This window comes from Streptomyces sp. 130 (assembly GCF_007096885.1).
Classification (GTDB): domain Bacteria; phylum Actinomycetota; class Actinomycetes; order Streptomycetales; family Streptomycetaceae; genus Streptomyces.
This window is the reverse complement of sequence record NZ_VJNO01000003.1, coordinates 216,981-229,560: the sequence shown is the minus strand read 5'-3', so window position 1 is coordinate 229,560 and position 12,580 is coordinate 216,981. Positions and strand designations below refer to the sequence as shown.

Below are 12,580 nucleotides of genomic sequence, written 5' to 3'. Positions count from 1 at the left end.
GGCAATCCGTATACAACCATCCGCGCCCCTCGGAGGTCCCAACAAGTGGGAGCAAAACCACTCCCGGAGCTACAAGGGGGAAATATGCGAAACATCCGTACTCTCGCCACCGCCGGGGCCCTGACCAGCCTCGTGCTGGGCGCGACGGCCGCCTTCGGCCCGACCGCGTCCGCCGCGCCCAACACCACCCCGCAGAAGGTCTGCGGGAGCTCGTACAAGACCGTCAACTCGGCCGCCGTGGGCTCCCTCGGCACGGTCTACCTGACGTACAACGCGACGAACGGCAAGAACTGCGTGGTGACCATCCGGTCCACCCCCGGCGCCGCCAAGGACATGTCGGCGTACATCTACGTCCCCGACACCGACGCCTCGGCGAACGACTACGGCAGCTACACGTCGTACGCCGGCCCGGTCTACGCCTACGGCAAGGGCCACTGCGTCAGCTGGGGCGGCCACATCGCCAATGTGTACGTGTCCGTGGAGAACTCCAACTGCGCCGCGTTCAAGGAGCAGCGGGCCCTCGAAGTCCGCTGATCCGCGCCGCCCACCGGCCCGCCCCCGGCTCCCCCCGGGGGCGGGCCCCTCTCACCAGTACGTGACGGTCACCGGAGCGTGGACGTTGCGCTTTGGCAGGGTGATGGTCAGCGTCTTCGACGCGGCGTCCCACTCGTACGCCCGCGCGGACAGGTGTGTCCCGGTCGCGGTGACCCCCTCCGGCGCGTGGTCGGCCCTGACCGACAGGGTCCACACGCGGCTCTTCGGCAGGCCCGGGAAGGACCCCTTCGCCCCAGCGACCGACACCGTGTGGCGCCCGCCTGACTCCTCGTAGGAGACCTCCGTCGTGGCGCTCCGCACACTGCCGGGGGCGCCCCCGTCGTCCTCGTAGAGACGGAACGAACCGGAACCGCCCGGGGTGATCGTCAGCGTGAGGTCGTCCGCGCCGGCCGCGCCGTCGTGGGCGACGTCCTGCGTGCGGCTCGGGACGATCCCGCCCGCCCTGACGAACACCGGCATGGTGTCCAGCGTCGTCGTGACCTCCCGGGTGGTGCCGCCCTCGTACGTCTTGCCGGTGAAGTAGTCCGTCCACTGCCCCGGCGGGAACCACACCGGTGTCCTCGCGGACGCGCCGGGCGTGGTGACCGGGGCGACCAGCAGGTCGGGACCGTAGAAGTACTCGCTGCCGGCCGTCTCGTACGCCTGCCGCTCCTCCGGATACTCCAGGTACATCGGCCGGACGATCGGCACACCGGTCCGGTTGGCCTCCGCCGCGAGCGTGTACGTGTAAGGCAGCAGCTTCTCGCGGAGGTTGAGGAACTTCTTCGCGGAGGCCGCCGCCTCGGGGCCGTACTGCCAGGGCAGCCGGTCGCTGTGGTTGCTGTGCAGCCGGTCGACGGGCTGGAAGGTGCCGAACTGGACCCAGCGCGCGTAGAGGTCGTCGGGCAGCTTCGTCGTGGTGTGCGTGCCGCCGCCGTCCGTGTACGTCTCCGAGCCCTTCAGGCCCGTCGTGTCGTTGTGCCCGCCGATGTCGTGCGTGATGGCGGCCATCCCGGTCGCCGCCGACTCGGCGGGGGTGTATCCCACCTCGAACTTCAGCGTGCCCCAGGTGGACGACGTGTCGCCGGAGAAGTGGACCGTGGTGCGCTTGTCCGCCCAGGGGCCGGTGGGCACCGCCTGCTGGCCGCTGTACCCGGCCGCCTGGAGCGAACCGAAGGCGCGTGACAGGACGAACCCGCGCTCCTGGTGCCCGGCGGTGGCGTCCGCGTACTGCTGGTTGATCCACGCGTCCGGGGTCACCCCCGGCATCGACGACTGCGAGGAGTCGCAGCACCAGTCCAGCCACCAGAAGTCGTTGCCCTGCTCGTCCATGGTCCGGTGCAGATCCATGTACGCCTGCAACTGATCGGGGTCGCCGAAGTCGAAGACGTAGCAGTCCGGCCCCGCGCCACCGCCGCAACTCCCCTTCTTCAGCTTGCCCTTGGCGGTCCTCTGCGCCTGGGCGAACTGGGGGTCGGTGGAGAGGATGCTGGGGTGCACGTTGAGGGTGTTGTGCAGGCCCTGGGACTCGGACCAGTCGAAGAACCCCTTCGGATCGGGGAACTTGGCCGGATCGATCTCCCAGCCGCTCCACGGGTGCACCGCCTTGTAGTCGGTGTCCGTCACCAGCACGTCCAACGGCACGCCCTCCGACCGGAACTTCGGCAGGATCGTGTTCCGGTAGTCCGCGTCCGTGCGGTCGATGTACTCCGAGTACCAGACGCCGTACGCCCAGGAGGGCAGCAGCGCGGGCGGACCGGTGAGGGTCGCCAGGTCGCCGAGGCCCCGCTTGTAGTCGTGCCCGTAGCCGAAGAGGTAGCCGTCCTGGTACGGGGCGCCGCCGTGCGCGGAGCGCTGGGTCACCTTCCGGGACGCGGAGTCGTAGAGCGCGGACGGGGTGTCGTCCAGGAGGTACCAGCCGTCCTGGTTGAGGAGGCCGGGCGTGGTGACGGGCGGTGCGCCCTCACCGGTGACGCCGTCGAGACCGCGCCGGTATCCGCCGAGTGCCAGGTGCGGCTGCGGAGCCGGCTCGCCGGTCGCGGCGACGGACACGGTGTCCGCGTTGACATGGCAGCTTGCCGGGTCCGGGCAGGCGAGCGTGACGTCGTTGGCGCCCGCGTCGAGGCGGACGGGCAGGGTGGCCGTCGACCACGTGTCCCAGTCGTCCGTCGCGGGGAACGACAGGGTGCCGGTGGCGCCGCCCGCGGACACGGTGGCGGTGCGCGTCTCGTGCCGGCCGTCGCCGCCCGGACCGTTGGCGTAGCGGACGCGCAGGGTGTACGTGCCGGCCGAGGGGACCTCCACCACACGCGTGGTCAGCGAGGAACCCCGGTTGAGCTCCGCGACGAAGCCCGTCCCGGCGAAGCCCTGGTGATCGGTGGCGGCGGCCGTCGCGCCGACGACACGTCCGGCCTCCGCCTCGCAGCTCACCCCGAACCGGCAGTCGGCGACCGCCGTGCGGGACGCGGGCGGGAAGGCCTCGCCCTCGCCCAGCAGCGCGACGCTGTCCACGTTCACACTGCCGGAGTCCTCGGCGCCCCGGGCCAGGCCGAGCGTGTGGTGCCCGGCGTCCAGCCGGACATCGGCGAACGCGGTGTCCCAGGTGTCCCAGTCCGCCGTCGGCGGCAGCGTCACCCGCTGCCCGTCGCCGCCGTCCACCGACAGGGTGAGGGTGCGCGGCTCGCTCTTGCCGTCGCCGCCGCGCGCATTGGCGTACCGCACGGCGAACCGGTAGGAGCCCGCCGCCTTGACATCGATGTCAGAGGACAGGGAGGCGCCGGTGCTCTCGAAGCCCGCGGCGAATCCGGACCCGGTGTAGCCGTCGTGGTCGGATGCCGGAGAGACCCCCTCGGCCCGGAGGTTCTCCGCCTCGCAGAGCGCGCCGGGTGCGCAGGTGACGCGGTGCCAGGGGGTGGCGGTCACGGGGGAGTCGCCGGCGTTGAGCCGGACCGACAGGTTGCCCGCGTCGAAGGGCCCGGAACCGACCTTGTACCGCAGCGTCACGGCGCTCGTCCTGAGGGTGAGCCAGCCGTCCGCCGTCGTCGTGGTGTACGCGGCCGGGGCGAAGGAGCCGCGGCCGATGGCGTTGAACGTCGCCTCGTCGGTGAACGCGCCGTCTCCCGCGTACTCGGTCCGGATCAGCGTCGGCGACAGGACCTGGAACCGGGCGTCGCCCGAGGTGACCGTCGGGATGCGGTGGCCGTGCGGACCGCCGGCCGACGCCGGACCCGCCGTGCCCGTCACCGTCATGGCCGCGGTGGTCCCGAGGACGGCGGCTGCGCCGGCCCACCGTCGCAGCCCTCTGCGCCGCCTCGCGGGTGGAGGTTTCACATGCGGCTCCGTTCTCACACCGACCGGCAGGCACGTGCGCGCCGCACCGCTCGTTGTGCATCGTTGGAAAAGTGCAAGGGGAATGAGAGCACGCCCATGGCGCGGTGTCCATATGGCCGACAGCGGACCCGAGTTCACGCCACGACAGGGGTGGCGGCACACTGGGCGGACGAGGCCGCGCAGGACTGGGGGACGGAATGCTGACCGGTGTCGTGATCGACGCCTGCGACGTGAGGGGCATGGCCCGCTTCTGGGCCGACGCGACCCGGGGGCGCACCGGCGGGCTCCGACTGCGCTGCGAGCAGGCCGACCGGCCGAAGCCGGCGCACAAGAACCGCCTGCACCTCGACCTGGCCGGCGGACCGCGCTGGGAGGCGGAGGCCGCGCGCCTGCTCGCACTCGGAGCGACCCGGGCCGACATCGGCCAGGGCGACGTGCCGTGGGACGTGCTGGCCGATCCGGAAGGCAACGAGTTCTGTCTCCTGCGCCCCGGGCACCCGGGCGTGCGCGCCGGCTCCGGGATCGTCGCGGTCTGCCTCGACGTCACCGAGGAGGAACGCGCGGTGCAGCGGGACTTCTGGGCGACCTGGTCCGGCTGGCCCGTGGAGGAGGACCGCGACCGGTGCGTGCGCCTGCGCCGGGCCCCCGCCGCCCCGGTCTCGCTCGTGATGGGTCCACCCGCCGCGCCGGGGGCCGGGCGGGACCGGATGCGCCTCCTCGTCAGCCGGCCCGGCGTCGAACCGGGCACCCACCGCGATCCCGGCGGGAACACCTTCCACGTCGGCGGCTGACACAGGCGAGGCACCCCGCCGCCGGCGAGCGTCCCGCACCGGGACCGGCCGGCGGCCGACACCGGTGAATTAGCCGATGGCGCGGGCCCCTTGTGCCCGGCACCTTGTGCGGGCAGGCAACCACATCCCCGCGTTTCCCACAGGAGTGCCTCATGCCTCGTCGTTCACCGCGCCGGCTCCTCGGCGTCCTCGCGGCCGTCACGGTCGCGTTCTCCCTGTTCTCCTCGGCGTCCACGGCCGGTGCCGCCGAGACGCCCGCCCCGGCCCGCACGGCCGCGGTGCAGCCGCTGTCGACCAGCACCCCGGTCGTCTTCGTGCACGGCTACACCGGCAGCGCCTCCAACTGGGTCACCGCCATGAGCGTCTTCCGCCTCAACGGCTGGTCGAGCTCCAACCTGTTCGCGTACGAGTACGACTCCTACGGCGACAACATCACCAACGCCCAGGGCCTCGCCGCCTTCGTCAACAACGTGAAGTCCCGGACCGGGGCGAGCAAGGTCGCGATCGTCAACCACTCCATGGGCGGTCTCGTCAGCCAGTACTACCTGAAGGTGCTCGGCGGACACACCAGCGTCAGCCACCTCGCGTCCATCGCCGGCGCCAACCACGGCACCACGTTCGCCGGGGCCTGCCTGATCTACACCACCTGCCGGCAGATGTACCCGGGCTCGTCGTTCATCTCGCAGATCAGCTCCGGTGACGAGACCCCCGGCGACACCGAGTACGCCACCTGGTACTCGGCGTGCGACGGCATCATCCTCCCGTACACCAGCACCCGCCTGAGCGGCGCGACGAACAACAACGTGCTCTGCCAGACCCACATCGGGTACCTGGCCGACACGGTCGTCCTCGGGCAGATAGCGCGGTTCATCGCCTCCTGACCCCGCGTGACCCGGACGGGTGCCGGGCCCCCCCCCCCCCCCCCCGGCCCGCCCCCCCCCCCCCCCCCCGCCCCCCCCCCCCCCCCCCCCCCCCCCCCCCCCCCCCCCCGCCCCCCGCCGCGCCCCCCCCCCCCCCCCCCCCCGCCCCCGCCCCCCCCCCCCCCCCCCCGGCGGCTCAGGCCCGGCCGCGCCGGCGGCGCACCGCGGTGAAGCCCACGGCGCCCGCCCCGGCGGCGACGAGTCCCGCCGCGCCCACCGCCGTCGCCGACAGGCCGCTGCCGCCGGTCTCCGCGAGCTGCGCGGTCATGCCGGACGACGCCGCGCCGGTACCGGTGCCCGTCGCGGCGGGGGAGGGCGACGCCGTGGCGGAGGCGGAGGGGGACGGGGCCCCGGAGGCGGCCGCGGCCTTCTCCACGGTGATCGTGGCTCCGTCGCCGCAGCTGGTGATGCCCCTGAACGGGGTCGAACCCTCGTTGACGATCGCGCACGGGGAGACCTCGGTCTTCCCCAGCGGAGCGTCCTTGCGGTAGGTCACGCGGATCTCGACCGAGGCGCTGCCGTGCGCCGCGAGGGAGGCGTCCTTGCCGATCACGTAGTACCCGTACACGTCCGGCTCGGCGTTCGACGTGATCGGCTTCAGCGTCGTCCAAATGCCCGAGCGCCGCACCTGGACGGTGGTGTACCGGTTGGTGAACAGCACATCCGTGACGTTCTCGTACGCGGACGGCGTCGGGTTGTCGACGGTGGCCTCGAAGGTGACCGCGGGGCCGCCGGCCGTGGCGGTCGCGGGCACGCCGGACAGGTGGGTGCTCAGCCCCTTGACCGCCACGTCGTCCACATCGGTGTCGTTGGCGGCGCCCGCGGCACCGTAGGAGATCATCGTCGTCAGCTTGAGGTGGTCGGTGCCCCCGTTGGTGGAGCCGTTGTGCGGGGTGCCCATGGGAAGCCCGAGCCGCAGCTCCACGGTCCGCGACTTCCCGGCGGCCAGCGGGAACTGCTCGGGCAGCTCGCCGCCGTACACGGAGCCCTCGACGACCTCCAGCGGTACGGCCTTCCAGGTCGTCCCGTCGAGCCGGTACTCCAGGCTCAGGGGGTTCTGGGGCAGACCGGGGCCGCCGTCGATGCGGTAGATGAGGCGCGCCGACGACGTGTCCTTCGAACCGGTGTTGGAGGCCGTGGTGGTGAAGGCGACGGGCAGGCCGCCGCCCCCGATCATCGCGGGCGCGTCGGTGGCCACGGTCAGCTCGGGCATGCCGGTGTCGGCCAGGGCGGCCGGCGCCAGGGCGGCGCCGGTGACGGTCAGCACGAGCCCCGCGGCCGAGGCGATGAAGGCCGAACGCAGGGTACGGGCGGTGGTGTTCAAGGTTGTCCCCCCAAGGCGTGTGGGCGCGCGGCCGGTTGCCGCGTCCCGTCGGCGACGGGTGGATCAGCCCGTCGTCCCACCCAGTTGGACAGGCCACCCGGGCCCCGGGTTGTGACCCCGTGTGTCATGGTTCTGTGACAGCGCCCCGGGGCACCTCATTCCCGCAGCCCGTAGAAGCGGATGGCCGAATTCGGGGTGAAGCCGATCCGGGGGTACACCGGAGCACCCGCCGCCGTCGCGTGCAGGGTGGCGCGGGTCAGCCCGGTCGCGCGGGCGCCCTCGTACAGCGCCTTGCGCGTCACCGCCTCGCCGTACCCCCGGCGCTCCCACGCCGGATCGGTGGCCACCAGCACGACGAAGAGCCGGCCCGCCGTCTCCACCGTCGCGGCACACGTCACCGGCACACCCTGCCGCAGCCCCAGATACGCGTGCACCCCGCTCTTCCACAGCGAGGACCCCGCCAGCCCGTCGCGGCCCGCTTCCAGGGGGAAGCCGTAGGCGCGCGAGTTCAGATCCGCGTACGCCAGCAGCTGGTCGTCCTCGCGGACCCGGACGAACTCCAGCTCCGGGTGGACCGGTTCGGGCAGCGGGAACAGGTCGCCCGCCATGCCCGTCCCGGGGAAGGCGTACGCGAGACCGGCGCGCTCGGCCGCCGCGTCCAGAGAGGAGACCGCCTCCGCGTCGAGCAGCCCCTCGAAGACCCAGAGGAAGCCGGGACGCGTCTTCGCCCGCATGATGCCGGCCGCCTCACGCATGCGCCGGGCGGCGAGCGCCGCGTCCGCGCCGGCGTCGGTCAGGGTGACGCAGTTCCAGAACGCGAAGCCGCAGTCGGCCCAGCGCACGGCGATCCCGGGCAGGTCCCGTACGTCCGCGCCGGGGTCCCGGTCGAGCACCATGGTCCGCCAGCCCACGGCGAGTTGTTCCACCGACTCGACCGATTCCGCGAGATCCGCCACCACGCCTCCTGAGGGTTTCGAACAACGGGCTTGACCTGAAGCGCACTTCAACGCCGAGCATGGCGGACATGAACAACACCGACAACACGAACCGCCGGATCGTCCTCGGCACCATGGGCTTCGGCACGCAGGTCGACCCCGGCACGTCCTTCGCCGTCCTCGACGCCTTCGTCGCCGGTGGCGGCGAATGGCTCGACACCGCCAACTGCTACTCGTTCTGGGCCGACCCCAGCGGCACCGGCGGCGCCAGCGAGCGCGTCATAGGCGCCTGGCTCGCGGCCCGCCCCGGCGCCCGCGACGCCGTGCGCATCGCGACCAAGGTGCGGCAGAACCCGCTCGTCCCGCACTCCTGGCCGCAGAGCGCCGAGGGCCTGTCCGCCCGCGCCGTCCACGCGGGCGTGGCGCAGAGCCTGGAACGTCTCGGCGTCGACCACGTCGACCTGCTGTGGGCCCACGCGGAGGACCGCGGCGTGCCCCTGGCGGAGACGGTCGGGGCCTTCGGCGAACTGGTCACCAAGGGCGTGGCGCTGCGGGTCGGCGCCGCGAACCACACCGCCTGGCGCGTCGAGCGGGCCCGGTCGCTGGCCCGCGAGCAGGGCGCGGAGCCGTGGTCCGCCCTGCAACTGCGCCACTCCCTCGTCCAGCCGCGCCCCCTCACCCCGCTCGCCGAGGGCGGCCACCGCTTGCTCACCGCCGAGGACCTGGACCTGGCCGAGGCGGAAGGGCTGGAGGTGTGGGCGTACAGCTCCCTGCTCTGGGGCTCCTACACGCGCCCGGACAAGCCGTTCCCGGACACGTACGACCACCCCGGCACCGCCAGGGTGCTCGCCGTCCTGGACGAGGTGGCCCGCGAGGTCTCCGCGACGAAGAACCAGGTCGTCCTGGCGTGGCTGCTGCACCAGGGCATCGCCCCGATCGTCGGCGTGAGCCGCGTGCGACACGTGGAGGAAGCCCTCGCGGCCCGGGACATCCGGCTCAGCGACGACCACCTGGCGCGCTTCGAGGCGGCGCGCTAGCGGGGTCCTCCTCGCGGGCGCGGGGCCGGCCGGGTGCCTCGCCGGCCTCCGCGTCGGCGCCCAGCCCGGCCAGCAGCCGCAGCCCGTCCTCCGCCGGACTGCCGGGCGCCGCCGACAGCACGATCAGCTCCCGGTCCGGCGCGTCCGGCAGGGAGAAATTCTCCTGGTGCAGCTCCAGCACGCCGACGAGCGGATGCCGGTACACCTTGCGGCCGTGCGTGCGGCAGCGCACGTCCGCACGGGCCCACAGCCGGCGGAACCGGTCGCTGCCCATCGAGAGCTCCCCGATGAGCGAGGCCAGACGCGCGTCGTCGGGGAACTTGCCGGCGGCCAGCCGCAGGTGGCCGACCGCGTCCAGGGTGCACTGCTCCCACTCCGCGTACAGACCCCGTTCGGCCTCCTCCAGGAAGAGATGCCGGGCGGTGTTCATGCCCGGCAGCGGCCGGCCGTACAGCAGCCGGGCCAGGCGGTTGCCCGCCAGGACGTCCATGCGGTGGTCCATGAGCAGCGCGGGTGCGTCGGTGACCAGACCGAGCACGCGCAGCAGCTCCGGCCGCACCCGCCCCCCGGGCGTCTTCGCGCGCCGGCGCCGCTGCCGGGCGAGCCGGTCGAGGTGGTCGCGCTCGGTCTCGTCCAGGCCGAGGACCCGGGCGAGCGCGTCCAGCACCTGCTCGGAGGGCTGGGTCGCACGCCCCTGCTCCAGGCGTACGTAGTAGTCGACACTCACCCCGGACAGGTGTGCGACCTCCTCCCGGCGCAGTCCGGCGACCCGGCGCCGGCCGCCGGCGGAGATGCCGGCCGAGGCCGGGTCGACCCGGGCGCGCCGGGTCCGCAGGAATCCCGCGAGATCGTCCATGCCCCCAGTATGACCACGCCCGCCTCGCGCGAGGGTGGCCCTGCCGGTACCAGGAAGCCCGGTCCGACGGAAGCGGCGCCCCTGAACACCGGGCGCCCGGGCGTCCAGGATCGAGACCATCCGATCCGAAGGAGTGCGTTTCCCATGAAGACGCTCATCGTCCACGCCCACCCCGAGCCGAAGTCGCTCAACGGCTCGCTCAAGGACCTCGCGGTCTCGACCCTGGAGGCGGCCGGGCACGAGGTGCGGGTGAGCGACCTGTACGCGATGGACTGGAAGGCGACCGTCGACGCGGCGGACTACGGGCCCCACGCCTCGGACCCGCTCAAGCCGGCCCGCGACTCCGGCCGGGCCTTCGACGCCGGCGCACTCACCCCGGACGTGCGCGCCGAACAGGAGAAGCTGCTGTGGGCGGACACCGTCATCTTCCAGTTCCCCCTGTGGTGGTACACGATGCCGGCGATCCTCAAGGGCTGGGTGGACCGCGTCTTCACGTACCACTTCGCGTACGGCGTCGGCGAGCACAGCGACACCAAGTACGGCGAGCGCTACGGCGAGGGCACCCTCGCGGGCCGTCGCGCCCTCCTCTCGGTGACCGTCGGGGGACTGGAATCCCACTACTCGCCCCGGGGCATCAACGGCCCCATCGACGACCTGCTGTTCCCGATCCAGCACGGCATCCTCCACTACCCCGGCCTGGAGGTGCTGCCGCCGTTCGTCCTGTACGGCAGCGACCGGATGGCCGCCACGGACTACCGGGAAGCGGCCAAGGCGTGGCAGGAGCGCCTGCTCACGCTGGAATCGACCGCCCCGATCCCGTACCGCCGCCAGAACTTCGGCGACTACGAGATCCCCTCGCTGCACCTCAAGGAGGGCCTGGAAGCGGTGGGCCGCTCGGGCTTCGCACTGCATCTGGCAGGGTGACCGACGCGGGAAGTCATCGGTTGCATTAATAGGCGTGTGCAAGTATTGTCGATGCAAGTAAGGCGCGCCTGCATGCATATGCGGCGAGCCGGCCCGGCCCGGTTCGCCGCACGGCGTACGACGAACACATAAAGGACCACCCCCGTGACTTCCGTTCCCCACATCACGCTCAACAACGGCGTCCGCATGCCCCAGCTCGGCTTCGGTGTCTTCCAGGTGCCCGACGACGAGACCGCCACCGCGGTCGGGCACGCCCTGGACGCCGGCTACCGCAGCATCGACACCGCCGCGGTCTACGGCAACGAACGGGGTGTCGGCCGGGCCGTCGCCGACTCCGGCCTGCCGCGCGAGGAGCTCTTCGTCACCACCAAGCTGTGGAACGCCGACCAGGGTCACGACCGGACCCTTGCCGCCTTCGACGCCTCCCTGGACAAGCTCGGCCTGGACCACGTGGACCTCTACCTCATCCACTGGCCCACCCCCGCCCGGGAGCTGTACGTCGAGACGTACAGGGCGCTGGAGAAGATCCTCGCCGACGGCCGCGCCCGCGCCATCGGTGTCTCCAACTTCCAGGTCCCCCATCTGCGGCGGCTCATGGAGCACACCGGCACCGTCCCCGCCGTCAACCAGGTCGAGCTGCACCCCGGCCTCCAGCAGCGGGAACTGCGCGCCTTCCACGCCGAGCACGGCATCGCGACCGAGGCGTGGAGCCCGCTGGCCCAGGGCGCGGTGCTGGACGACGAGGCGGTCGTGCGCATCGCTCAGGCCAACGGCGTAACGCCCGCGCAGGTCGTGCTGCGCTGGCACCTGGCCACGGGCAACATCGTGATCCCCAAGTCCGTCACCCCCGCCCGCATCCGGCAGAACCTCGACGTCTTCGGGTTCGACCTGACCGACGCCGACCTGGCCGCCCTCGCCGACCTCGACCGGGGACTGCGCACGGGACCGGACCCCGACACCCTCAACTGAACCCAGCGCGGCGTCCGTCCGGCCGGCCGGACGCTCCCGCCGACCACCCGCCCGGGCGGGCAGCGCCCCGGGCGTGAGGAGGACCGCCATGCACATCGATCTCTCCGGCCGCACCGCCCTGGTCACCGGCTCCACCCAGGGCATCGGCGAGGCCATCGCCGTCGGGCTGGCCCGCGCCGGGGCCCACGTCGTCGTGAACGGACGCGGCCAGGAACGCGTCGCCGAGGCCGTGCACGCCGTGCGGACCGCCTCCGGCAACGACGAGGTCACCGGTGCGGCGGGCGACCTCGCGACCGAGCACGGCACCGCGGCCGTCCTGCAGGCCGCGCCGACGGTCGACATCCTGGTCAACAGCCTCGGCGTCTTCGGGGCCGCCGCCCCGCTGGAGATCGAGGACGCGGAGTGGCGCCGCTACTTCGAGGTCAACGTCCTCTCCGCGGTGCGCCTCATCCGCGCCTACCTGCCGCGCATGAAGGACAACGGCTGGGGCCGCGTCCTCAACATCGCCAGCGACTCGGCCGTAGTCATCCCCGCCGAGATGATCCACTACGGCATGACCAAGACCTCGCTGCTCGCGGTCTCCCGGGGCTTCGCCAAGGAGGCCGCGGGCACCGGAGTCACGGTCAACTCCGTCATCGCCGGCCCCACCCACACCGGCGGCGTCGAGGACTTCGTCCGCGAACTCGTGGGCGACGACCTGCCCTGGGACGAAGCCCAGCACGAGTTCATGGTGAAGCACCGCCCCCAGTCCCTGCTGCAACGCCTCATCGAGCCCGAGGAGATCGCCCACATGGTCGTCTACCTCGCCTCGCCGTACGCCTCCGCCACCACGGGCGGCGCCCTCCGCGCCGACGGCGGCTACGTCGACTCGATCCTGCCCTGAGCGCGCCGGCCGCTACCGCTCGTGGCCGCCGGCGTACGCGGCCGGCCCCGCACCGGCCTGACAGGACCCGGGCCCGG

Annotated in this window: 11 protein-coding genes; 7 read left to right on the top strand and 4 right to left on the bottom strand. The window is 72.8% G+C overall.

From position 1 onward, the window contains the following. Positions 1–84: 84 nt before the first annotated feature. Positions 85–534 (top strand): spore-associated protein, encoded by a 450-nt coding sequence (locus FKN01_RS04955; RefSeq protein WP_143616752.1) that lies wholly within the window; start codon positions 85–87, stop codon positions 532–534. Positions 535–585: 51 nt separating this feature from the next. On the opposite strand, the gene FKN01_RS04950 is transcribed toward FKN01_RS04955, so the two are convergent. Beyond that, positions 586–3,783 carry a TIM-barrel domain-containing protein gene (locus tag FKN01_RS04950; RefSeq protein ID WP_143616750.1) on the bottom strand — a complete coding sequence of 1,066 codons (3,198 nt, stop codon included), beginning with the start codon at positions 3,781–3,783 and terminating at the stop codon, positions 586–588. A 278-nt stretch (positions 3,784–4,061) separates the two neighbouring features. On the opposite strand from FKN01_RS04950, the gene FKN01_RS04945 reads away from it, so the two are divergent. After that, entirely contained in the window at positions 4,062–4,655 is a 594-nt protein-coding gene (locus FKN01_RS04945; protein ID WP_143616748.1) for a VOC family protein, read from the top strand. 152 nt (positions 4,656–4,807) lie between these two features. Further along, positions 4,808–5,536: a triacylglycerol lipase gene (locus tag FKN01_RS04940; RefSeq protein WP_143616746.1), complete on the top strand. Its 729-nt coding sequence runs from the start codon at positions 4,808–4,810 to the stop codon at positions 5,534–5,536. Positions 5,537–5,711: 175 nt separating this feature from the next. On the opposite strand, the gene FKN01_RS04930 is transcribed toward FKN01_RS04940, so the two are convergent. Next, entirely contained in the window at positions 5,712–6,899 is a 1,188-nt protein-coding gene (locus FKN01_RS04930) for a hypothetical protein (protein ID WP_143616744.1), read from the bottom strand. Between the two features lie 155 nt (positions 6,900–7,054). Next, positions 7,055–7,855: a GNAT family N-acetyltransferase gene (locus FKN01_RS04925; RefSeq protein WP_143616742.1), complete on the bottom strand. Its 801-nt coding sequence runs from the start codon at positions 7,853–7,855 to the stop codon at positions 7,055–7,057. A 68-nt stretch (positions 7,856–7,923) separates the two neighbouring features. On the opposite strand from FKN01_RS04925, the gene FKN01_RS04920 reads away from it, so the two are divergent. After that, a complete protein-coding gene (locus FKN01_RS04920; RefSeq protein WP_143616740.1) occupies positions 7,924–8,871 on the top strand; it encodes an aldo/keto reductase in 948 nt (315 codons plus the stop codon). Here the strand turns inward: FKN01_RS04920 and FKN01_RS04915 are convergent. Next, the gene (locus tag FKN01_RS04915; protein ID WP_143616738.1) at positions 8,831–9,727 is read right to left on the bottom strand and encodes a helix-turn-helix transcriptional regulator; all 897 of its coding nucleotides are present in this window, start codon (positions 9,725–9,727) and stop codon (positions 8,831–8,833) included. The genes FKN01_RS04920 and FKN01_RS04915 overlap by 41 nt on opposite strands. 144 nt (positions 9,728–9,871) lie before the next feature. Between FKN01_RS04915 and FKN01_RS04910 the strand changes: the two genes are divergently transcribed. From FKN01_RS04910 to FKN01_RS04900, 3 genes are all read left to right on the top strand, one after another. Continuing rightward, the gene (locus FKN01_RS04910) at positions 9,872–10,651 is read left to right on the top strand and encodes an NAD(P)H-dependent oxidoreductase (protein ID WP_143616736.1); all 780 of its coding nucleotides are present in this window, start codon (positions 9,872–9,874) and stop codon (positions 10,649–10,651) included. Between the two features lie 144 nt (positions 10,652–10,795). Continuing rightward, complete coding sequence (locus FKN01_RS04905; RefSeq protein ID WP_143616734.1) at positions 10,796–11,620, top strand: aldo/keto reductase; 825 nt, start codon at positions 10,796–10,798, stop codon at positions 11,618–11,620. An 88-nt stretch (positions 11,621–11,708) separates the two neighbouring features. Beyond that, positions 11,709–12,503 (top strand): SDR family NAD(P)-dependent oxidoreductase, encoded by a 795-nt coding sequence (locus FKN01_RS04900; RefSeq protein WP_143616732.1) that lies wholly within the window; start codon positions 11,709–11,711, stop codon positions 12,501–12,503. The last annotated feature ends 77 nt before the right edge of the window (positions 12,504–12,580 follow it).